Genomic DNA, 21900 nt, shown 5'->3' with positions numbered 1-21900 from the left:
CGTTTCCGTCTCGGCGCACACCACCGCCACCCGCGAGGACTTCCATGACCGTCATCGAGAACCCGGCCTCCCGCGCGGCCGGGATCCTGTCCCGACCCGTCACGATCAACGGGCTGACCGTGCCCAACCGCATCGTGATGGCGCCGATGACCCGCCAGTTCTCCCCGGGCGGCGTGCCCGGCGAGGACGTGCGCTCGTACTACGCCCGGCGCGCCGCCGCCGGCGTCGGCCTGATCGTCACCGAGGGAACCTACGTCGGCCACGAGTCCGCGGGGCAGAGCGACAACATCCCGCGCTTCCACGGCGAGGAGCAGTTGGCCGGTTGGGGCCGGGTCGTCGAGGACGTCCACGCGGCGGGCGGCACCATCGTGCCGCAGCTCTGGCACATCGGCATGGTGCGCAAGCAGGGCGACCCGCCGTTCGCCGACGCCCCCGCCATCGGCCCGTCCGGCATCCGGCTGGACGGCACCGAGGGGACGGGCCGGGCGATGACCCCGGCCGACCTGGACGCCGTCATCGGCGCCTTCGCCGAGGCCGCCGCGGCCGCCGAGCGGATCGGCTTCGACGGCGTCGAACTGCACGGCGCCCACGGCTACCTGCTCGACCAGTTCCTCTGGGCGGGCACCAACCGCCGCACCGACGCCTACGGCGGCGACCTGCTCGCCCGGACCAGGTTCACGGCCGAGCTGGTCGGCGCGGTGCGTGCGGCGGTCTCCCCGGAGTTCCCGGTGATCTTCCGCTACTCGCAGTGGAAGTCGGAGAACTACGACGCCCGCCTCGCCGAGACCCCCCAGGAGCTGGAGGCGATCCTCACCCCGCTCGCCGAGGCCGGGGTGGACGCCTTCCACGCCTCGACCCGCCGCTACTGGGTGCCCGAGTTCGACGGCTCCGACCTCAACCTGGCCGGCTGGACCAGGAAGCTCACCGGCCGTCCCACCATCACCGTCGGCTCGGTCGGCCTGGACGGGGACTTCGTCGGCGCCTTCCGCGGCGAGGGCTCCGCGGTCCAGGGCATCGACAACCTGCTGGACCGGCTGGAGCGTGACGAGTTCGACCTGGTCGCCGTCGGCCGGGCCCTCCTCCAGGACCCGGAGTGGGCCGCCAAGGTCCTCGCCGGCCGCTTCACCGACCTCCACCCGTACGACGCCGCCTCGCTCCGCACCCTGAGCTGACCAGCGGGCACGGCGCCCCTGTCGCTCCGCTCCCGTCAGTCCGCCCCCGTCGCTCCACTCAGAGCGACGGGGGCGGTTTCGGAAGCGGTCCGGGGTGCCTCAGCAGCCCGTGTTGTTGTAGTTCCAGAACGCGCCCTTGGTCTGCGGGCCCGCGATCCCGTCGACGGTACCGGCGTTGAAGCCGACGGCGTTCAGGAACCGCTGCAGCGCGGCGATCGTGTTGGGTCCGACGGACCCGTCGACGGTACCGGCGTTGTAGCCGTTGGCGTTCAGGAACCGCTGCGCCGCCGACCAGCTGTTGGGGCCGAGGGACCCGTCGAAGGAACCGGGGTTGTAGCCGAAGGCGTTCAGGCAGCTCTGCCAGTTCTTGGCGTGGGCCGTGTCCAGGCCGAGGTTGTTCACCGCGAGGATGGAGATGCGCGGGCTGCTGACCGCGGCCTGCGCGGCGGGCTGGGTGGCCGCCAGGCTCGCGCTCGCGCCGGCGAGGCTTCCGGCGGCGATCCCGACCACGGCCGCCGCGCCGACGAACACCCTTGCCAGAGAAGATCGCATTGCTTCCCCCTTTTTCGAATATTTCGAACGGATTTCGCAGGGCTGACGGCGCGTCCTCCGTCACCGGCCGGCCGCGCCGGAACCAAGGTTTGCCGGACACCCCGGTCCGGCGCCAGTACGAACATCGTCCGCAGCCGTGTTTCCCCCGGATTCAGGCCAAGGACTCCCACCCGACGTGTCCCGGCCCATCCCGCCCCGGAACGAATTCCACCGCATCGATCCGCCCGCATTTCCGGAGAAACGGTTCCGGAAAACGGCGATCGGCTCCCGGTGCCGGTCGGACGAGGCCGCGGGCCCGCCGCACCGGCCGTCGGGGCCACCGCGACGGAGGCTCGGAGCTGGCGGCCGGGCCCTGCACCCCGTCCATCGATCCCGTCCATCGCGCGGCCGTGGTGACGAGGCCCCGGTCGCCCGATCACCATCGTTTCCCGAGGTGGCCGTCCGGCAGCAGGGTTGCGAGGTGCGATCGGACCGTCCCGCGCTTTGGCGGGAAAATGCGTACGGTTGCCGACAAGGGAATTCCTGAATCCGGCCTTCCGTAAAACGGTCTAACTCTGCCAGTCGCGCCAGAGCCCGGCATAAGCGCCGTTCTCGGAAAGGAGTTCCGCGTGGGTGCCGAACTCGGTGACCCGGCCGGCGTCGAGCACCGCGATCCGGTCGGCGTCCCGGGCGGTGTGCAGCCGGTGCACGACCGCGATCACGGTACGGCCGCGGGTGACGGCGGCCAGCGAGCGTTCCAGGTGCCGGGCGGCCCGGGGGTTCAGCAGCGAGGTCGCCTCGTCCAGGACGAGGACCTCCGGGTCGGCCAGGATGAGCCGGGCCAGGGCGAGTTGCTGCACCTTGGCCGGGTCGAGGGTCCGTCCGCCGGGGCCGACCGCACTGTCCACCCCCAGGGCCTCCGCCCACTCCCAGGCGTCGACGGCCCGCAGGGCGTCGGCGAGTTCCTCGTCCCCGGCGCCCGGGCGCGCGATGGTCAGGTTGTCGCGCAGCGAGCCCCGGAAGACGTGGTGCTCCTGGGTCACCAGGGCCACCGTGCCGCGCCGCTCGACGGGGGCCAGGTCCGCGATCTCCCGGCCGCCGACGGTGATGCCACCGCCGTGCGGGGTGTAGATCCCGGCCAGCAGCTTGGCCAGTGTCGACTTGCCCGCGCCGGACGGCCCGACCACGGCCAGCCACTCGCCCTGCCGGACGGTCAGGTCGATCCCGCGCAGCACGTCGTGGCCGGGCCGGTAGGCGTAGCGGAGTTCACGCACGACGATGTCCCGTGCCCCGGCGGTGTCGGCGGCCGCGGCTGGAACCGGGATGGGGGCCGGAGTGGGGACCGGAGTGGGGACCAGGTCCGGCGACGCCCCCGGGTCCCGGAACCGCGCCGGCCCCAGCAGCCGGGCCAGCGCCGCGCCCGCCGACTGCAGCGAGTCCAGCCAGAACATCAACTGGTCCAGCGGGTTGAGCAGTTGTGAGGCGTACAGGGTGCCGGCGGTGACGGCGGCGAGCGACACCACACCGTGCAGGTAGAGCGTGCCGCCGAAGACGAGCATCGCGGCCACCGGCAGGGCGTAGCCGGTGTCGCAGATCGGCAGGAAGACGTTGCGCAGCCGCAGGGTGTGGCGCTCGGCCGCGTAGGCGTCGGCGATGGACTCGTCGAGCCGGTCCATCCGGCGGGCGGCCAGCCGCAGCGAGGCCACGGTGCCGGCGCCCTCGACGGTCTCGGCCAGGCTCTCGGTCAGCCGGGAGTAGGAGGCGGCCTGGCGCAGGTAACCCTGGTGCGCCCGCCGCAGGTACCAGCGGGCGGCGAAGTGGAACACCGGGCCCACCAGCAGGACGGGCAGCAGCAGCACCGGGCCGACCAGCGCCAGGGCGCCCAGGGTGAAACCGATGACGCCGACCGAGGTCATGGTGGCCGGGATCGCGGAGCGGATGGCGCCGGAGAGCAGGTCGATGTCCCGGGTGGTGCGGGTGATCAGGTCGCCGGCGTCGGCGTCCTCGACGGTCTCCGGCGGCAGGGCCAGCAGGTCCGCGACGAACTCCTCGCGCAGGCCGGCCAGGATCCTCTCGCCGAGCCTGGCCGCGGCGTACTCGGCGAGCCGGACCAGCACGGCCTGGGCCGCCAGGCACCCGAGGATCAGCAGCACCAGGCGCAGCACGGTGTCGTGGCCCTGGGTGACATCGGCGACCAGGGTGCCGAGCAGCCAGGGCGCGAACAGTCCGGCGACGGCGGCGAGCGCCTGCACACCGACCACCAGGGCGAGTTCGCCACGGTGGTCGCGGAGGGCACGGCGCGCGTACGCGGCGAGCTCACGGTTGCTCGCGACGGGCAGCTCGCTCATGCGGCCTCCCCCTCGCTCGCCTCGCCCGGCTCCTCGCCCGACTCCTCGTCCGCCTCCCCTGGTACCGCCCTTCCCGTCCCTCCGGCTTCCTCCTCGCCGGTCCAGCGCAGGACCAGTTCGCGGTAGCGCTCGTCGGCCAGCAGCTCGTGGTGGGAGCCCTCGGCCACGACCGCGCCGTCCAGCACCAGGGCGACGCCGTCGGCCCGGTGCAGCAGCACGGTGCTGGTGGTGAACACGACGGTGGAGCGGCCGCGACGCAGGCGGGCGATCCCCTCGGCCATCCGGTTCTCCGTGGTGGCGTCGACGGCGCTGGTCGGGTCGATCAGGATCAGCACCTCCGGGTCGGCCAGCAACGCGCGGGCCAGTCGCAGGCGTTGCTGCTGGCCGCCCGAGAACTCCCGTCCTCCGGCGGCCATTTCGGCGTCGAGTCGGCCCGGCAGCGCTTCCACGACGTCCCGGGCGGCGGCCGCGTCGACGGCCGCCCAGAGCCGTCCGTCGGGATCGCCGCCGGGGCGGCGTTCGGTCTCCAACGCCCGCTCCGACGCCCGCACCGACGCCTTCTCCGACGGGTCGAGTTCGCGGCGCAGCGGCCCGGCGAAGAGGTGCTCCTCGGCCGTGGTGACCAGGATCCGCCGACGGACCCCGTCGAGTGGCAGCTCGGCGAGCCTCCGTCCGGCGTAGGTCGCGTCGGAGTCGGTCCGGCGCCCCAGTCGGTCGGCCAGGGTGACGGCGTCGGCGGGGGTGCAGACCACGGCGGTCAGTCCCTCGGCGGGCACCCGCAGGCCGGAGTCGGGGTCGGCGAGCGGCCCGTGGCCGGGCATGCCGTCGGGAGCGGCACCGAGCGCGGCACCGGACGAGGCACCGAGCGCGGCGCCGGACGGGGCACCGGGCGCCAGGTCCGGTGCGGTCCGCAGCAGCCGGACGACGTTCTCGGCGGCGACATGGCCCTGCATGGCCTTGGAGACGGCGAAGGTGATCTGGTTGGTGGGGATCACCAGGTAGCCGGCGTACCCGTAGAAGGCCACCATCTGCCCGGCACTGAGCCGTTGGTGCAGGACCAGTTCCCCGGCCAGTGCCACCACGCCGGCGAGCAGCAGGCTGGGCAGGAAGGTCCTGGACGCGCCGAGCACGGCCGAGGCCCGGCCCTGCCGGAGCGCGGTGGCCCGCAGCCGCTGGGAGTCCGCGCGGTAGCGGGCGGCGAACAGCTCCTCGCCGCCGATGCCGCGCAGCACCCGCAGCCCGCGCACGATGTCCACCGCCTGGTCGGCCAACTCCCGCTGGCGGGCCCGGAGTCGGCCCTGTCGGTCGCGCAGCACCCGGGCCAGCCGGGTGGTGACCACGAGCATCACCGGGACCGCGATCAGCACCAGCAGGCCGACCTGCCAGGAGGCGACCAGCATGAACACCGCGACGAGCACGAACCCGGCCAGTCCGCCGACCCCGCGGGCGCCGACCTCCAGCGTCTGACCGATCAGGTTGATGTCCGAGACGCCGACGGTGACGAGGTCCCCGGCCGACACCTTCCGGCCGACCGCGGGGCCCAGCTCGCACACCTTGCGGGTGACGAACTGCATCGTCTCGTAAGCGGGTTCGACCCGGAGCCGGGTGTCCAGGCGCTCCACGAACACGGCGGACAGCGCGCTGAGCGCCCCGACGCCGAGCACGGCGAGCCCCCAACCGACCAGCGCCGCCTGGTCCCTGGCCACCAGCCCCCGGTTGACCGCCTGCCCGATCACGGCGGGGGTCAGCCCGAGCCCGGCCGACCACATCATGCAGCACAGACAGTCCAGCAGCAGGGTCCGCCGGTGCCGGACGGCCATCCGGATCAAGTACCGCCAGGGGCCGCGGAGATCGGGCGTCCCGGGCTCCCGTTCGAAGAAGTCACCTAACCCGCTGCCCCACACGTACGCCTCCACCTCGGGTCGTCGGCACGGCCATCGACCCCCGGATCGTACGCACGTCCCCGCTCCCCCCGGCCGTCATTTTCGGATCATCCGGACGGGAAGCCGGCGACTCCCTCACCTGGCGCAGTCGCTCCTTGGCGATTCGGCCACCTTGACGCGGGCACATCGGACATGATGCGGAGCCGTGGAGGAAGCCGCCCGACACGGACGAGCCCGACTCCACGCAAAGTTGACGGAGACGTCATCGATCGGAGGGGAGACCGCATCATGGAACGGACCCAGCGCCGCCGCCTCGGCTGGCTCGGGACGGGGCGGATGGGCGTTTCGATGGCCGAGCGCCTGCTTGACGCCGGAGAAGAGCTCACCGTATGGAACCGGACGAAGGAGAAGACCAGGCCGCTGGCGGACCGGGGCTCCGGCGTCGCGGACACCATCGGTGAGTTGGCCGAACAGTGCGACATCGTCTTCGTCGTGGTCACCGCCTCCGCCGACCTCCTGGAAGTGGTCACCGGACCGGGCGGGCTGCTGCGGGGCGGCGCCGGCCGACCGGCCGTGATCATCGACTTCTCGACGGTTTCGGCCGAGGCGTCCGCCCAGGCCGCAGCGGCGGCGGCCGAGGCCGGTGTGCAGTTCCTCGCCACCCCGATCAGCGGCAACCCGAACATGGTGGCCGAAGGCACCGCCGCGATCGTCGCTTCGGGCCCCGCCGGGACCTTCGAGCAGGTCCGCCCCTACCTCGACCACATCGCCCCCACCGTGACGTACGCCGGACCGGGCCAGACCAGCCTCCTGGTCAAGCTGTGCCACAACCTGCTGCTCGGCATGGTCACCCAGTCGCTGGTCGAGGTGACGGCGCTCGCCGAGAAGGGCGGGGTGGACCGCGCCGACTTCCTCGCCTTCATCAACGGCTCGGTGCTCGGCTCGACCCTGACCCGGCACAAGGGCCGGGCGCTGGTGGCACACGACTACAGCCCGACCGTCACCACGACCATGCTGCGCAAGGACTACGACCTGGGGCTCGGAGCCGCCCGCGCCCTCGAAGTCCCCATGCCCGTCGCCGCGATGGTCCACCAACTGATCCAGACCGCCATCGGCCTGGGCTACGCCGAGGCCGACTACATCTCGCTCTTCGAGGTCGCCGCACGCGCAGCGGGCCTGGGGCGCAAGGACGAGGCCGCCACGGAGAAGGACACCTGACCGGCCCACCGAAGCACCAGCCGTCGACCTGTCCGTCACCCCCGAGCGGCCCGTCCCGCGGTTCCTCCCCCGGAGCCGCGAGGCGGGCCGTCCGGCTTCTGAACGACCGGTGACGGGCTCGGACGTGCCGAATACCCTGTCGTCGCTCCCGAACTCCGGTGCCGCTGTGCGGCCGTTCCGCCCCCAGAGCCCCGTGACACCGCCCAGGACCTCACCGAGGACGGCGCGAACTGGACGCCCGCAGTTGAACCGACCGGTCGGCCGTGCGGGTGCGCGGCGGGACCGGCGGGAGGTCGAGGCGGTTCGGACCGTTCGGTGCGGCCGGAGACCTCCGTCTACTGCCCCGGTTCGAGCCCGGCCCGCTCGTCGTTCTGGTCGACTCGACCCTGCTGCGTACCCAGGCCCCGGCGGACCGAGTCCAGGATCGTCAGGCCCTGGCTGACCAGACCCGCTGCGATCTCGCCCAAGCCGTCGGTGCCGTTGAGCACGTTCACGTTGGCGCCCGCGAGCCCGCCCGCCGCTTCCTTGACGATCTGCGGCAGCTGGTCGATCAGCATCCGGTCCAGCGCCACCCGGTCATGCGAGGCCGCCGCCTCGGCCTGGATCTTCATCCGCTCCGCCTCGGCCAGCGCCACGACCCGGATCCGCTCGGCCTCCGCCTCGGCCGGCTTCACGACCTCGGCGACCAGCTGCTGCTGGCGCAGCTCTGCCGCACGCTGGGCCAGCTCGGTCTGCGCCGCCAGCACCTCCTGCTGTGCGTGCGCCTGCGCCAGCGGGCCGGCCTGGGCGGCCTGCGCCTGGGCCTGGTCCACCTCGGCGTTGTACTGCGCCTTCACCACCGCCGTCTGCCGAGCGTACTCGGCCTGCTGTCGGGCGGACTGCTGCTCCGCCTCCGCTGCGGCCTGGGCGGCCTGAGCCTGGGCGATCTGGGCCTGCCGCTGGATGGCGGCCCGGTGCGGCGCCGACATCGCGACGATGTAACCGGTGTCTCCGTCGTCGATCGACTGGATCTGAAGCGAGTCCACGCTCAGTCCGATCTTCGCCATCTCGGCCTTCGAGGTGTCCAGGACCTCAGTGGCGAGCTTCTGCCGCTCGGTGACGATCTCCTCGACCGTCATCGAGCCGATGATGGCACGCAGGTGTCCGGCGAAGATCCGGCCGGTCAGCACGGACATCTGCTCCTGGTCGGACAGGAAGCGCTGGCCGGCGTTGACGATGCTCTCGCTGTCGTTGCCGACCTTGAACGCGATCACCGCCCGTACCGTCAGCGCAATGCCCTGCTTGGTGACGCAGGTCTCGGCGACCTCTGCCTCGCACATCGCCAGAGTCAGGAAGCGGACCTTGCGGAAGACCGGCAACACGAACGTGCCGTGCCCGGTCACCACGCGGAACGGCGCACCCGCAAGGCCCCGCTTTCCGCCTGAGATCAGCATCGCCTGGTCGGGAGCGGGAACGCGGTAGCCGAACATCCTGATTTCTCCTCAGCGAATGCCGTCGGCACGGTCGGCCCACGGCTCGTCGGTCGGGTCGGTCCACTCGATGACGTCGACCTGGCGAGTACCACGCGATTCGATCACCAGGACGGACGTCCCCTTCGGCAGGGGCTCCTCCGACCAGGCGAGGAAGGACTCCGAACCGCCCCTGATCCTGACCAGGACCTCACCAGGGCCGGCGGCTCCCCGGGTGCCGATCACCAGCACCCCCGGGCAACCGATCACGGCCTGGTCCGACACCATCGGTGACTCCTCTCTTGTCGATCGTCGCACGACCGCCCTGGCAGCAGCTCGCGCCGGCGGACGCAGAGGCACACGACCGGCCCACCCTATCGAGGCGACGCTGATTCCAGGGTGTCACGCGGCGCCGGCACTGTCGAAGGGATGTGCCGGAATGCGTGTGGCCGCGCCGGGGAGTCCGCCCTGCACACACCGATGACGCGATCGGAACCGAGTCGAAATCGGACCTCAACTAGCTTGTCCACTGTGCCCTGTGAGAGGAAATCAGGTCGCGGTACCAGGCGTAGGAGGCGCGCGGGGTGCGCTGCTGGGTCTCGAAGTCGACGTGGACGAGGCCGAAGCGTTGGTGGTAGCCCTCGGCCCATTCGAAGTTGTCGAGGAGGGACCAGGTGTAGTAGCCGCGGATGTCGATGCCTTCGGCGGTGGCGGCGGCGAGGGCGTCGAGGTGGGTGGCGAGGTAGTCGATGCGGGGCTGGTCGGGGGTGGTGGCGGCGTCGACGGAGCAGCCGTTCTCGGTGATGGTGATGGGTGGGAGGGCCTTGCCGTAGAAGTCCCGGAGCTGGAGGAGGAGTTGACGGAGGGTGTCGGGGACGACGGGCCAGCCGAAGGCGGTGTGGGGGACGTCGGGGATGGCGACCAGGTCGAAGGGGAGGTCCGGGTTACTGGGGGCGGCGACGCGGGTGGGGTTGTAGAAGTTGAGGCCGAGGCCGTCGAGGCCGGGGGTGTGGATGAGGTCGACGTCGCCGGGTCGGATCGCGCCGAAGATGTCGTCGGGGACGCCGAGGGCGGAGAGGTCGGGGTAGCGGCCGAGCAGGACGGGGTCGGTGAACAGGCGGTTGTGGAGGGCGTCGTAGGCCGTGGCGGCGGCCAGGTCGGCGGGGTCCTGGGTGGCGGGTTCGACCGGGGTGAGGTTGTTGGAGAGCATCACCTCCAGGCCGCGGTCGTGGAGCAGGGAGGCGGCCAACCCGTGGGCGAGGAGCTGGTGGTGGGCGGCCGGGAGGGCCTCGAACATCATGGTGTGGCCGGGGGCGTGGGTGCCCAGGGCGTAGCCGAAGACGGTGTGGACGAAGGGCTCGTTGAGGGTGATCCAGGTGGGGACGCGGTCGCCGAGGCGGTCGGTGACGACGTCGGCGTACTCGGCGAAGCGGTACGCGGTGTCGCGGTTGAGCCAGCCGCCGGCGTCTTCGAGGGCCTGGGGCAGGTCCCAGTGGAAGAGGGTGGGGAGGGGGGCGATGCCCGCCTCCAACAATGCGTCGACCAGCCGGTCGTAGAAGGCGAGGCCGGCGGGGTTCACCGGCCCGGCACCGGCGGGCAGGACCCGGGGCCAGGCGATGGAGAAGCGGTAGCCGTCCAGCCCGAGGCCCTTCATCAGGGCGATGTCCTCGGGGTAGCGGTGGTAGTGGTCGCAGGCGACCGCGCCGGTGTGCCCGTCGCGGACGGCGCCGGGCTGGGCGCAGAAGGTGTCCCAGACGGAGGGGCCGCGGCCGTCCTCGTCCACCGCCCCCTCGATCTGGTAGGCCGCGGTGGCGGCGCCCCAGCGGAACCCGGCCGGTAGGTCGAAACGATCCGGCATGGCAGCCTCCTGACGAGAATGTGAGGATGCCTCATGTTACCGGCGTCACGGCTGAGCGCCAGAGGGACTGGGTGTCGGCGGGGACGGGCGCCGGCAGAGCCGGACGCCGAAGGGGGCGGGAACCGAAAGGGCCGGACGCCGAAGGGGCCGGACGCCGAAGGGGCCGGATGCCGGGAAGGGGCCGGGCGCGTGGCCGGGCGGCCGCGGAGGCACCAAGCTGGTGGGGTCAGCGCGTGCGGGCTCCGCCCCGCGTCGACCCCCGAGCGAGAGGCTCTCCCCCATGGCTGCCACCAGCCCCACCCCCTCCGGCGGCGCGCTGCGCGCCGTCCAGGTCGCCGATCCGCAGGCCACGCCCGTCCTCGTCGCGGTACCGACCCGTGAACCGGGGCCCGGGACGGTCCGGATCACCGTCGAGGCGTGCGGCGTCTGCCACTCCGACCTGCTGATCGCGGCCGGACTGCTGCCCGGCACCACCTACCCGGTCACCCCCGGCCACGAGATCGCCGGCCGCATCGACGCCCTCGGCGAGGGCGTGACCGGCTGGAGCATCGGCGACCGGGTCGCGGTCGGCTGGTACGGCGGCAGCTGCGGGCGCTGCGACGCCTGCCGCACCGGTGACGCCGTCCACTGCGACCGGCTGGAGATCCCCGGCGCCGCCTACCCCGGCGGCTACGCCGACTCCGTCGTCGTCCCGGCCGTCGCCCTGGCCGCCGTGCCGGACGAGCTGACCGCCGCCGAGGCCGCGCCGCTGGCCTGCGCCGGGGTCACCGTCTACAACGCGCTGCGCCGCAGCGCCGCCCGCCCCGGCGACACGGTGGCGATCCTGGGCCTCGGCGGGCTCGGCCACCTGGGCGTCCAGTTCGCCCGTGCGATGGGTTTCCGCACCGTGGCGATCGCCCGCGGCCAGGAGAAGCAGCCGCTGGCGCACCAGCTGGGCGCCGACCGGTACATCGACAGCACCGCGGGCGACGTCGCCCAGGCCCTGCGGGCCCTCGGCGGGGCGAAGGTGGTGCTGGCCACGATCACCAACTCGGACGCCATGTCCGCCACCATCGACGGGCTCGGCCGCCGCGGCGAGCTGATCATCGTCGGGGCCTCGCCGGACCGGCTCGCGGTCAACCCGCTGCAGCTGCTGAACGGCGACCTGAAGGTGTACGCCCACTCCTCCGGCACCGCCGTCGACACCCAGGACACCCTGCGCTTCGCCGTCCAGTCCGGGGTGCGCGCGTGGATCGAGGAGGCCCCGTTGACGGAGGCGGCCGCCGCGGTCGCCAAGATGGCCGACGGGCGGGCCCGGTTCCGGATGGTCCTCACCACGGGCCGCTGACGGCGCGCGCCGCTCGGGACGATCCGCAGCAGCTCGACTCGGGGCAGCTCGACGTGAGCCGGGGCGCGTCGGGTCAGGACGATTCGCGGGCGACCAGTTCCACGGTCATCAGGTCCCGGCGGAGTGGGGGCACGTCCGGGTCGGCGATCACCCGGTCGACCAGCTCGGCCAGTTCCTCGCCGGCCGGCAGCCGCATCCGGACCGAGCTCAGCCGGGGGCGGAGCAGTCGGCCGAGCAGCAGGTCGTCGGCGCCGACCACGGCCACCGGATCGGGTGCGTCGGCGCCGGCGTCCTGGAGCGCGCGCAGGGCGAGCATGGCGTACTCGTCGTTGTAGCCGAACAGGCCGTCCAGGGCGAGTTCCCGGCAGCGGGCGGCCAGTCCGGCCGCGGACTCCTCGGTGTAGTCCAGCGGCAGCGGCTCGACCACGGCGCCCAGGCCCGCCGACTCGGCGGCCGCCCGGATGCCGGCCAGCCGGGGTTCGCTGAACAGGGCGAGCGCCGGGTCGGTCGGCATCACCACGCCGATCCGGCGCCGACCCCGCTCCAGCAGGTGCGCGGCGGCGACGGCGCCGACCTCCCGCTGGTCCATGAGCAGCGCGTGCGCGCCGGGCACCGGGGGCGTGCCGAGGGTGAGCACCGCCCGGGCGCCGGAGCGGCGCAGCAGCTGCACGCTGTCCGCGGTGAGCCCCCGGGCGAGGCAGAACACGGCGGTGGGCCGCAGTTCGGCCCAGGCCCGGACGGCCTCGTCCCCGTCGCCGACGGTCGGGCCCAGCAGTACGGGCGTGTGGCCGTGGCGGTGCAGCGCGTCCTGGAGGTCCCGGTAGAAGCCGCTGAACAGCGGGCCGATCGGTGCGGTGGAGCCGGCCAGCAGCACCAGGCCGGTCCGGCCGGCCCGCAGCGAGCGGGCGGCGGCGTGCGGGACGTAGCCGAGCCGGTCGGCGGCGGCCCGGACCTTGAGCCGGGTCTGCTCGCTGACCCGTCCGCCGGCGGTGTTGTTGAGCACGAAGGAGACCGTGGCCCGGGAGACGCCGGCCAGGCGGGCGACGTCGGCGCTGGTGGGTGCGCCGGCAGGACCGGGGGCGGGGGCAGAAACGGGGCCGGGGGCGGCGGGTTCGGTGCGGTCGCTGTCCATAACGGTGGGAATCTTTTCACGCCGGGCTCTGGCCGTGGGACGGAATGCCCTGATAGACACGTGGTTACACGAGTAACCGTTACACGTGTAACGTGCATCAGGTCGTACTTGGTCGTATCAGCTCGCACCTGGTCGCACCCCGGTCGGAATCCTGCCGGATCCGATCGAAACCGGCTGAACTCGGTCGAAAGGCTCCCCCACCATGAAGTTGCACACCCAGGAATGGGGCACCGGAGAGCGCGTCGCGCTGCTGGTGCACGGCATCATGTCCGACCACCGCACCTGGCGCCGGGTCGGACCGGCCCTGGCCGAGCGCGGCTACCGCGTCATCGCCGTCGACCAGCGCGGCCACGGGCAGAGCCCGCGCGGCACCGGCGCGACCCCGCGGGAGCGCTACCCGCTGGAGGCGTACGCCGAGGACCTGGTCGAGACCCTGCCCACCGGGGCCGACCTGGCCGTCGGGCACTCGCTCGGCGGCATCTCCCTGCTGCGCGCGGTCGAGCGGCTGCGCCCGGCCCGCGCCGTCTACGTCGACCCGGCCTGGCAGTTCGCCCAGGCCTCAGGGGTCGACCCGGCGCTGTTCGTGCAGTTCCGGGACGCCACCCGGGAGCAGATCCGCACCCTCAACCCGCGCTGGGAGAGCGCCGACCTCGACGTCGAGCTCGCCACCCTCGCCGCCTGGGACCCGGACTCCGCCCTGGCCATGTCCGGCCAGGAGTCCGGTCTGCCCGCCGCACCCGCCGTGCCCTCCCTGGTGGTGCTGGCCGACCGGAGCTTCCTGGTCGGCGCCCCGGACGCCGAGCTGCTGCGCGAGCGCGGCTTCGAGGTGCGCACCGTCCCGGGCGCCGGGCACACCGTGCACCGGGACGACCACCCCGGATTCATGACCGCGCTCGAAGGGTGGATCTGAGCCGTGGACGACCGTACGGAGCACGAGGAGAACAGCGTGAGCAGCACGAGCGGTACGAGCGGCACGAGCGGCGTGGGCCGCGTGAGCGACGGGAACAGCGCGACCGCCGACACCCGGAACGACGCCGACGCCCGCCGCGAGACCGCCGTCGAGGCCGCCCTCGCCCGGCTCGACCTGCCCGCCAAGGTCGCCCTGCTCGCCGGGGCCGACATGTGGTCGCTGCCCGCCGACGAGCGGATCGGCCTCGGCCGGCTGGTGATGTCCGACGGCCCGGCCGGCGTGCGCGGGGAGCAGTGGACCCCGGACGACCCGTCCGTCGCCCTGCCCTCGCCGACCGCCCTGGCCGCCACCTGGGACCTCGACCTGGTCCGCCGGGCCGGTCGACTGCTCGCCCAGGAGGCCCGGCGCAAGGGCGCCCACGTGGTGCTCGCCCCGACCGTGAACCTGCACCGCAGCCCGCGCGGCGGACGCCACTTCGAGTGCTTCTCCGAGGACCCGCTGCTCACCGGCGGGATCGGCGTCGCCCTGGTCTCCGGCGTCCAGGACGGCGGCGTCGCCACCACGCCCAAGCACTTCGTCGCCAACGACTCGGAGACCGAGCGCTACACCGTCGACGTCCGGGTGGACGAGCGCACCCTGCGCGAGCTGTACCTGGCACCGTTCGAGACGATCGTCCGAACGGCCCGCCCCTGGGGTCTGATGGCCGCCTACAACGCCGTCAACGGCCCGAGCATGAGCGAGCACGCCGAGCTCAACAACGCGGTGCTGCGCGAGGAGTGGGGCTTCGACGGCGTCCTGGTCTCGGACTGGACGGGCGCCCGCGACACCGTACGGGCAGCCCTCGGCGGCCTCGACATCGCGATGCCCGGCCCGGCCACCGTCTACGGCGACCACCTCGTACGGGCCGTCCGCGACGGTCTCGTCCCCGAGACCGTGGTGGATCAACTGGCCCGCCGGGTCCTCCGGTTGGCCGCCCGGGTCGGCCTGCTGGCCGGCGCGCCCGCCGCCGTCCCGGCGGAGGAACTGCCCGCGCCGATCGACGGCGAGGCGCTGGTCCGCGAACTGGCGGCCCGCTCCTTCGTCCTGCTGCGCAACGAGGGCGACGTGCTGCCGCTCGACCCGGCGCCCGCCTCGGTGGCGCTGATCGGTGCGGCCGCGGCCGAGCCCCGGATCGGCGGGGGCGGCAGCGCCCAGGTCTTCCCGACCCGGCTGGTCAGTCCGCTGGAGGGCCTGCGCGCGGCGCTGGGCGAGGGCACCCGGCTGGTGCACGCGCTCGGCGCCGACCCGCGCACCTTCCTCCCTCCGGCCGCCTTCCCGTGCACCGCCGAACTGCTCGGCGCCCAGGGCACTCTGGGCACCGCCGCGCTGCCCGGCGGCGACCTCCGGTGGCTCGGCGCGCTGCCCGGCGACGTCCCGTTCGCCCAGCTCACCGCGGTCCGGCTGACCGGCACCCTGAACACCGGGGCCACCGGCGGCACTGGGACCACCGACGCCGCCCGGACCACCGGCCGGCACCAGCTGGCCGTCCGCGGCGTCGGCCGGTTCCGGCTGGAGGCGGACGGCGAGGTGCTCTTCGACGGAACGCTGCTGCCGGAGGGCGAGGACCCGGCCGCCGCCTTCCTCAACCCCCCGGAGCACCGGGTCGAGCTGGAGCTCGCGGCCGACCGGGAGGTCGCGGTCTCGCTGACCTGCACGATGCCGGAGGCGGGCGGCTTCGCCGGCTTCGGCCTGGTCTCCTTCACCCTCGGCCACGCCGCACCCACCGTCTCCGCCGAGGAGTTGATCGAGCAGGCCGTCGCGGCGGCCACGGCGGCCGAGGTCGCGGTGGTCGTGGTCGGCACCACCGAGGAGGTGGAGAGCGAGGGCGTGGACCGGGCCGGCCTGCGTCTGCCCGGCCGTCAGGACGAGCTGGTCGCCCGGGTCGCGGCCGCCAACCCGCGCACCGTGGTGGTGGTCAACGCGGGCGCCCCGGTGCTGATGCCGTGGCGCGAGTCGGTGGCGGCGGTGCTGCTCGGCTGGTTCCCCGGCCAGCAGGCCGGCGAGGCGCTGGCCGACGTGCTCCTCGGCACGGTCGAACCGGGAGGCCGGCTGCCCACCACCTGGCCCGCCGAGGAGGCCGACTGCCCGGTCTGGGAGGTCACCCCGACCGACGGCCGACTCGACTACCCCGAAGGCCTGTTCATCGGCTACCGGGCCTGGCAGCGCCGGGCCGGCGCCGCCCCCGCCTACTGGTTCGGCGCCGGTCGCGGCTACACCCGCTGGTCCTACGAGGGCCTGGAGGCCCGGCTGACCGAGGGCGCTGCGGGCAGCACGGACACCCTGGCCGAGGTCTGCGTCCGGGTCCGCAACACCGGCGACCGGACCGGCCGCGAGGTGGTGCAGGTCTACCTCGCCACGGACGGATCCGACCGCAGCCGCCCCGACCGGCAACTGGCCGGCTTCGCCGTGGTCGAGGCCGCCCCGGGCGCGGTCGCCACCGCCCGGATCACCGTCCCGCGCCGGGCCGTCCAGACCTGGGACACCACGGCCCACGCCTGGCGCACCGCCCCGGGCGTCCACACCGTCGAGGCCGGCCCCGACGCCGGCTACCGCCCGCTCACCCTGGCCCTGGTGGTTCCGCAGGACTGAACCCCGTGGCGGGAGTCCGGGTTCAGGGCCTGGCCGTTGGGCCCGGACCCCCGCCCACGGGAGCGACGGTCAGCCCCTGGGCGGGGGCCACGGGCCGGCGAGCAGCCGGTCGGCCTCGGCGCGGATCGCGTCGGCGACCGTCTCTCGGGTGCCGTCCCGGCCCTGCTCCCGGTCCCCGGCCAGTTCGACCAGCGGCCGCAGGGCCTCGGGGCGGGCCAGCGCGCCCCAGCCCTCGTGGGCGATCACCTCGACGCCGGTCGCGGGGGCGGTACTTCCGTTCACGATCAGCCGGAGCCACCAGCGGACCAGCTCCCAACGGACCGACTCCCAGCGGGCCGCGTCCCAACGGACCGGCTCCCAGCGGGCCGACTCCTGCGGCAGACCGGAGTCGAGGCCCAGCTCGGTGAGCACCTGCCCGAACAGCGCACCGGCCCGGCCGTGTTCGGCGCGTGGCAGCCCGGCGAGCAGCGGGAGGGACGGCGACCCGACATCGAGGACCAGTGCCACCAGCCCGGCCTGGACCAGCTGTTCGTCCTCGACCCGGCGGCCGATCAGCCGTTCCAGCGCCAGCATCCGCAGGTGTTCGACCGCCTCCGCCGGCGTCGTGGCGTACGGATCGTGCGGCGTGCTGACCGCGGTCTCCGGGCAGCCCTCAAGCAGGTAGGACCAGAAACCGACGGTCGCCCGGGCCCGGGAGCGCCCGGCCGACCGGCCGGTGAACTCGTACCGGAGGTAGTCGGCGAGGTCGTTCCCGTAGTAGACGGCGTCGGTCTGGTGCACCGAGAGCACCGGATGGCCGAACTCCCCCGCCGTACCGGGCAGGTAGCGGTGGCCGTACACCGGCACCAGCTGCGGGACGTCCGCCAGTTCCGCCGCCGCGATCCGGAGCGCCTCCGGCCGCCCGGCGGGCTCCGGCCCCCAGTTCGGGTGCCAGAAGCCGTTGTGCTCGACGTCGAACAGCACGCCCTCGACCGGCCGGGCGAGCCACGCCCGCAGCTCCGCCGGGTCGCCGTGCCGCCAGTCCGGCCAGGAGGGCGAGCCGTACGGCAGGCCTGCGGCCAGGAAGACCCGGTGGTCCGCGGCGAAGCGGAAGCCGAACCGGGCCTCGACCTCGTCGAGTTCGCGCTCGCTGAGGCCCGGCCCGAGCTCGGCCGGGAGGAGCTGCTGGAGCCGGCGCAGCTCCTCGGCGACCGCCGCGGCCGGCGGTCCGGACGGTCCAGGCAGTCCGAACGGCCCAGGTGGTACGGAGGGTTCGGAGGGTACGGACGGCACGGAGGTCATCCCGGCAGCGTAGCCACCCGGCTCCGCACCGGTTCGGCGCAGGTCGCGGCCCTGCCGAGGTCCGCGCGCCTCAGCGGTCGTTCCACCAGCCGCGTCCGGTGTTCCACTGCCGGATCCAGTCGAGGAAGCCGAGCGGGGGCGCACCGTCCTCGTCCGCGTCCGGCCCGGTGTAGGGGAAGGCGGTGCCGTCCGCGAGCTGCCACACGGTTCCGCGCCGGGGCCCGGCGGTGATGAGGGCCCAGTAGCAGCCGTCCTCCTCGGCGCCGAGGATGACGGAACCGTCCCGGTAGAGCGAGGCCATCAGGCCGACGTGCTCGTCCGGGAAGAAGTCGTACTCCCACTGCCACTCCTCGGTCAGCGGGAAGGGCGCGGCCGGGTCGCGTGGGGCCGTGGGGTCGAAGCGGTCCGGGGAGAGCCAGTTCTCCGAGTCCCAGTGGTACCAGCTGTCGGGCAGCCGGCCCAGCGGCAGCAGCACCTCCTCCCCGGACGGCGCGGCGGAGAAGCCGTTGGCGACCCGGGTCAGGAAGGTCCGGTACGGCTCGGGCAGGGTCATACCGTGCCGGGCCTCCCAGGCCTCGAGTTCGTCGCGGGCCAACGGCGGTCGGGCGTGCGCGCCGACCAGGGCCGCCCGGAGGACGTCCAGTTCCTCGCCGTCCGGTCCCGGCGTGTCGGTCGCGTCGTCGGTCGTGCCGTCCGTCGTGCGGTCAGTCATGCGATCAGTCTTAGCAGCCGGGTACGACAGTCGGCGGACCGGTGAACAACGGCAAGGGCCCCAGGGCCCGTTCAGCGGCGCGCGTCGTGACGGAGGGCCATCCGGGCACCCTCCCCCGCACTTTGATAGCACCCGCTACACCTCGCTACGCTCGCGCCCATGAACCATCCGACCGGCCGACCGGGGAACGCGTGCGGAGCACACCCCCACGGCACCCCCCGCACCGGCGCCGCGGCACGTACGGCGGGCACCACGTGATCCTGCGGATCGACCGGGCCTGGCTGCTCGACATCGCCCACCGGTTCCTGCCCACCGACCCGGACGTCATCGACTACGGCACCCTGGCCGCCGCCGTCGCCCGGCACACCGACGAGGTCATGGACGTCCCCGTCTACGAGGCCGTGCACCAGCGCGCGGCGGCCCTGATGCACCAACTGATCCGCGTCCCCGCCCTGGAGTCCGGCAACGAGCACTTCGCCTCGGTGGTCGCCGCCGCCTACCTCAGCGCCTCCGGCGTCACCGTCACTGCCGACCCCGGCCAGGCCGTCGACCTGGCCGCCCGCATCCGCACCGGCAGCGTCGGCGTCCGCGAGGCGGCGGCCGTGATCCGCACCTGGTACCGCTGACGACGCCCGGGCCTCAGTGGGTGGCCCGGGCCGCGATGCCGGCGAGGCGGAGGATCGCGTGGCCCCACGGGGTGGCGGCGATCAGGACGCCGAAGGCGACGCAGAGGAAGGCGCTCAGCTTCTCGTCGAAGCGGCTCCGGGGCTCGGTCCGGCGCATCAGGCGGAGGACGATCACGATCCCGAGCACCGCGCTCACACTGATGCCCAACTGCATGTCCATCCACCCTTGGTGACGACTCGACCACGCTCCGTAGACGCCCTGTGAGCATGCCAGAGGTCGGCGGCCGAGGTGGCGGGTTGGGCGAAATCGGCACCTCCCGGGCCTCCGGGCAACGACACTCCGGTCCACGGGACCCGGCACCCGGCACCCGGTGCCCGCAGTTCGGCCGTCGGACGCCGGGATCCGGACAACTGCGGCACCGCGGGCCGCGGAGTCGGCCGGTTCCCCGGCGGCCGGGCGGCGCTTGCCCCTACGCTCGCACGACCACCGTGGCGCGAGGGGGATGTCCGTGGCCCGCAGGTCCGTCCGACCACGCCGGTCGACCGTCACCCGTCCGGACTGGCGGACCCCGCTGGACTGGCGGCCGCAACGGCCCCCGCAGCCCCGGCGTAACCGACCGACCCGACCGACCCGACGAAACCGGCCGACCCGGCGGAACCGACCGACCCGACGCACCCAAGGGGCCACGGCGCCGGTGCTGGGCGGGACGGCGGTGATCGCGCTCGCGGTGGTCGCGGTGCGGTGGCTGGGCCAGCACCTGTGGCTGGTCGCCGCCCTGGTGCTGGTGGCCGTGGGGGTGGCCGCCGCGGTGCTGCACCTCCGCGCGCGGCTGCGGCAAGGGGAGTTGGAGGCGCGCGCCGAACAGCTGCGGCACATCGATGCGTTCCTGAGGATGAGCCCGAAGGCCTTCGAGCACGCGCTGGCCGACCTCTGCCGACGGGACGGCTGTACGAACGTCACCGTGGTCGGCGGTCCCGGCGACCTCGCGGCGGACGTGCTGGCCACCACCCCCACCGGACAGCGGCTCCTGATCCAGGCGAAGCGGTACGGACCGCGGACCTTCGTCGGCTCGCAGGACGTCCAGCAGGTCAACGGCACCTACCGTGACGTGCACCGCTGCCAGCTGGCCGCCGTGGTGACCACCAACTCGTTCACCAAGGCCGCGGCCGCGTTCTGCGCCCAGGTCGGCATCCGCGCGGTCGACCGCCGGGCGCTCGCCCGCTGGGCGGAGGGCACCGGCCGGCCGCCCTGGGCCTGATGCCCCCCGATGGGCGGGAGACCGAGCGGGACCGGTGAGACCGCCGGGCCGTCAGTGCTCCACGGCGGCCAGCAGCAGCCGGGCCAGTTCGACCGGCCGGGAGAACATCGGCCAGTGCCCGGTGTCCAGTTCGGCCAGCCGCCAGTGCCCACCCTCCACCAGCCCCACCACGTCCTCGTCCGGCTCCTCCCCGGCAGCCAGGCACCTGATGTAGGTCGCGGGCAGCGCGGCGAGCGGGCCGGTCAGCACGGCGGGCTCGGTGAGGGTGGCGCCGGGGTGCGGGGTGGCGCCGGCGACGATCCGGGCGATCTGCTCCTCGGTGAGGCCGTGGCCGGTGAAGTGCTCGGGCCGGGCGCACGGCCAGTGGCCGCCGTTGGCGGCGATCGCGGCCCGCAACTCCGCTCCCCCGTCCGGCCAGCCGGCCGCGAAGGACTCGCCGTCGACGGGGAGGCCGGAGTCGACGAAGACCACCCGGGCCAGCCGGTCGCCGATCCGCTGCGCGGCCTGGCCGACCGGCACGCCCGCGTAGCTGTGGCCGACCAGGACCACCTCGCGCAGGTCGTGGCGCTCGACCTCGGTCACGATGTCCTGGACGTGGGTCTGCTGGCCGGCCGGGAGGCCGCGCTTCTCGGCCAGCCCGGACAGCGTCAGCGGGTGGACGGCGTGGCCGGCCGCACGCAGGTGCGGGACCACGTCGCCCCAGGCCCAGGCCCCGAGCCGGGCGCCGGCGACCAGTACGAAGTTCACCATGATCCGCACCGTAGCGGAGCGGGCCGGCCGCCGTCGTCCGGATATCGTCAGGCCGCCCCGGACCCCTCTCCGGTCGACTCCCGGTGCCGCCAGCGCACCGGGTCGACGGCGCCGGCCCGGGAGGGCGACCGGGCCGGGGCCCGGTAGCCCGCGCAGGTGAGCACCAGCATCTCGTCGCCGCCCGGCTGGAACTCGTACGCCACCTGCTCGACCCGGCTGCCGATCCCGGCGTCCGCCAGCTCCTCCCGCAGCCGCCCCAACCCCCGGTACCGCTCCCCGGTGTCGTACACCACCACCGGGAAGATCCGGACCTCCCACCGGGCCACCCGGGCGAGTTCGAGCAGGGCGGCCCGCTGGAACTGCTCGCCCATCCGGTTGCCGTAGGAGAAGACCAGGTGCGAGCTGAGCACCAGGTCGAAGGAGCCGTCCGTGAAGGGGAGTTCGGGCAGCGCCGCGGCGACGTAGCGCTCCGGGCGGGCGGCGATGTCGGCCCGGAACAGCTGGGCGTTGACACTCCACTGCCGGATCAGGTCGTCGGCGTCGGTGTACCAGGACCGCGCGAAGTCCGCCGTCTCCCGCACCAGCCGCTCGCGCTTGAAGCGGGTCTCCCGCTCCACCAGCATGCCCAACTCCGCACGGTGCACGGCGTATTCGCGGTCCGCCGCGACGGCGTCGATCCCGCGCAGCCCGGCCTCCGCGACGAAGCTCGCCGCGCCGGCCGGGCAGTCCAGGATCCGTCGGCCGGGGCCGAGGTCACGGTCGGTGAGCGCGAACATCGCTCGGTACTCCGCGAAGGAGCGGGCACTGACCAGCACGG

Annotated in this window: 19 protein-coding genes; 7 read left to right on the top strand and 12 right to left on the bottom strand. The window is 73.9% G+C overall.

What is annotated here, in order from left to right; all coding sequences use genetic code 11:
- Positions 1 to 44: 44 nt before the first annotated feature.
- The gene (locus tag ACIP4P_RS37405; protein ID WP_400926547.1) at positions 45 to 1172 is read left to right on the top strand and encodes an NADH:flavin oxidoreductase; all 1128 of its coding nucleotides are present in this window, start codon (positions 45 to 47) and stop codon (positions 1170 to 1172) included.
- A gap of 99 nt (positions 1173 to 1271) precedes the next feature.
- On the opposite strand, the gene ACIP4P_RS37400 is transcribed toward ACIP4P_RS37405, so the two are convergent.
- The 3 genes from ACIP4P_RS37400 to ACIP4P_RS37390 form a co-directional block, all read right to left on the bottom strand.
- The gene (locus ACIP4P_RS37400) at positions 1272 to 1724 is read right to left on the bottom strand and encodes a peptidoglycan-binding protein (RefSeq protein ID WP_400926544.1); all 453 of its coding nucleotides are present in this window, start codon (positions 1722 to 1724) and stop codon (positions 1272 to 1274) included.
- A 548-nt stretch (positions 1725 to 2272) separates the two neighbouring features.
- Positions 2273 to 4051, bottom strand: coding sequence for an ABC transporter ATP-binding protein (locus ACIP4P_RS37395; RefSeq protein ID WP_400926541.1), 1779 nt, complete (start codon positions 4049 to 4051; stop codon positions 2273 to 2275).
- Positions 4048 to 5967, bottom strand: a complete 1920-nt coding sequence (locus tag ACIP4P_RS37390; RefSeq protein ID WP_400926538.1) for an ABC transporter transmembrane domain-containing protein — start codon at positions 5965 to 5967, stop codon at positions 4048 to 4050. Before ACIP4P_RS37390 ends, ACIP4P_RS37395 begins: the two co-directional genes overlap by 4 nt.
- A gap of 159 nt (positions 5968 to 6126) precedes the next feature.
- Here ACIP4P_RS37390 and ACIP4P_RS37385 point away from each other — a divergent pair, with 159 nt between their 5' ends.
- Positions 6127 to 7152 (top strand): NAD(P)-dependent oxidoreductase, encoded by a 1026-nt coding sequence (locus ACIP4P_RS37385; protein WP_400926535.1) that lies wholly within the window; start codon positions 6127 to 6129, stop codon positions 7150 to 7152.
- 335 nt (positions 7153 to 7487) lie between these two features.
- Here the strand turns inward: ACIP4P_RS37385 and ACIP4P_RS37380 are convergent, their stop codons facing one another.
- The 3 genes from ACIP4P_RS37380 to ACIP4P_RS37370 all read right to left on the bottom strand — a co-directional run bounded on the left by ACIP4P_RS37380 (position 7488) and on the right by ACIP4P_RS37370 (position 10458).
- Positions 7488 to 8621, bottom strand: coding sequence for an SPFH domain-containing protein (locus ACIP4P_RS37380; protein WP_350518446.1), 1134 nt, complete (start codon positions 8619 to 8621; stop codon positions 7488 to 7490).
- A 12-nt stretch (positions 8622 to 8633) separates the two neighbouring features.
- The gene (locus ACIP4P_RS37375; RefSeq protein ID WP_350518445.1) at positions 8634 to 8888 is read right to left on the bottom strand and encodes a hypothetical protein; all 255 of its coding nucleotides are present in this window, start codon (positions 8886 to 8888) and stop codon (positions 8634 to 8636) included.
- A gap of 229 nt (positions 8889 to 9117) precedes the next feature.
- Complete coding sequence (locus ACIP4P_RS37370; protein ID WP_400926530.1) at positions 9118 to 10458, bottom strand: GH1 family beta-glucosidase; 1341 nt, start codon at positions 10456 to 10458, stop codon at positions 9118 to 9120.
- A gap of 280 nt (positions 10459 to 10738) precedes the next feature.
- Between ACIP4P_RS37370 and ACIP4P_RS37365 the strand changes: the two genes are divergently transcribed.
- Positions 10739 to 11785, top strand: coding sequence for an alcohol dehydrogenase catalytic domain-containing protein (locus tag ACIP4P_RS37365; protein ID WP_400926527.1), 1047 nt, complete (start codon positions 10739 to 10741; stop codon positions 11783 to 11785).
- Positions 11786 to 11858: 73 nt separating this feature from the next.
- Here the strand turns inward: ACIP4P_RS37365 and ACIP4P_RS37360 are convergent, their stop codons facing one another.
- The gene (locus ACIP4P_RS37360) at positions 11859 to 12917 is read right to left on the bottom strand and encodes a LacI family DNA-binding transcriptional regulator (RefSeq protein WP_400926524.1); all 1059 of its coding nucleotides are present in this window, start codon (positions 12915 to 12917) and stop codon (positions 11859 to 11861) included.
- A gap of 202 nt (positions 12918 to 13119) precedes the next feature.
- On the opposite strand from ACIP4P_RS37360, the gene ACIP4P_RS37355 reads away from it, so the two are divergent.
- Entirely contained in the window at positions 13120 to 13827 is a 708-nt protein-coding gene (locus ACIP4P_RS37355) for an alpha/beta fold hydrolase (protein WP_400926521.1), read from the top strand.
- A gap of 36 nt (positions 13828 to 13863) precedes the next feature.
- Positions 13864 to 16455, top strand: coding sequence for a beta-glucosidase (locus ACIP4P_RS37350; RefSeq protein WP_400926518.1), 2592 nt, complete (start codon positions 13864 to 13866; stop codon positions 16453 to 16455).
- A 69-nt stretch (positions 16456 to 16524) separates the two neighbouring features.
- On the opposite strand, the gene ACIP4P_RS37345 is transcribed toward ACIP4P_RS37350, so the two are convergent.
- Both ACIP4P_RS37345 and ACIP4P_RS37340 read right to left on the bottom strand, forming a co-directional pair.
- Positions 16525 to 17736, bottom strand: a complete 1212-nt coding sequence (locus ACIP4P_RS37345) for a hypothetical protein (protein WP_400926515.1) — start codon at positions 17734 to 17736, stop codon at positions 16525 to 16527.
- 70 nt (positions 17737 to 17806) lie between these two features.
- Positions 17807 to 18448: an SMI1/KNR4 family protein gene (locus ACIP4P_RS37340; protein WP_400926512.1), complete on the bottom strand. Its 642-nt coding sequence runs from the start codon at positions 18446 to 18448 to the stop codon at positions 17807 to 17809.
- 191 nt (positions 18449 to 18639) lie between these two features.
- Here ACIP4P_RS37340 and ACIP4P_RS37335 point away from each other — a divergent pair, with 191 nt between their 5' ends.
- Positions 18640 to 19074, top strand: coding sequence for a fic family toxin-antitoxin system, toxin component (locus ACIP4P_RS37335; RefSeq protein ID WP_400926509.1), 435 nt, complete (start codon positions 18640 to 18642; stop codon positions 19072 to 19074).
- A gap of 13 nt (positions 19075 to 19087) precedes the next feature.
- Here the strand turns inward: ACIP4P_RS37335 and ACIP4P_RS37330 are convergent, their stop codons facing one another.
- Positions 19088 to 19294 carry a hypothetical protein gene (locus ACIP4P_RS37330; RefSeq protein ID WP_400926506.1) on the bottom strand — a complete coding sequence of 69 codons (207 nt, stop codon included), beginning with the start codon at positions 19292 to 19294 and terminating at the stop codon, positions 19088 to 19090.
- A 475-nt stretch (positions 19295 to 19769) separates the two neighbouring features.
- On the opposite strand from ACIP4P_RS37330, the gene ACIP4P_RS37325 reads away from it, so the two are divergent.
- Positions 19770 to 20333, top strand: a complete 564-nt coding sequence (locus ACIP4P_RS37325; RefSeq protein WP_400926503.1) for a restriction endonuclease — start codon at positions 19770 to 19772, stop codon at positions 20331 to 20333.
- A 51-nt stretch (positions 20334 to 20384) separates the two neighbouring features.
- Here the strand turns inward: ACIP4P_RS37325 and ACIP4P_RS37320 are convergent, their stop codons facing one another.
- Positions 20385 to 21083 (bottom strand): alpha/beta fold hydrolase, encoded by a 699-nt coding sequence (locus ACIP4P_RS37320; protein ID WP_400926500.1) that lies wholly within the window; start codon positions 21081 to 21083, stop codon positions 20385 to 20387.
- Between the two features lie 47 nt (positions 21084 to 21130).
- On the bottom strand, positions 21131 to 21898 hold the full coding sequence (locus ACIP4P_RS37315; RefSeq protein WP_400926497.1) for a methyltransferase domain-containing protein: 768 nt from the start codon (positions 21896 to 21898) through the stop codon (positions 21131 to 21133).
- Positions 21899 to 21900: the final 2 nt, after the last annotated feature.

The organism is Kitasatospora sp. NPDC089509, from assembly GCF_044749365.1.
Lineage (GTDB): Bacteria > Actinomycetota > Actinomycetes > Streptomycetales > Streptomycetaceae > Kitasatospora.
The sequence above is the reverse complement of the archived record's forward strand: the minus strand, read 5'-3'. Positions and strand labels throughout refer to the sequence as shown.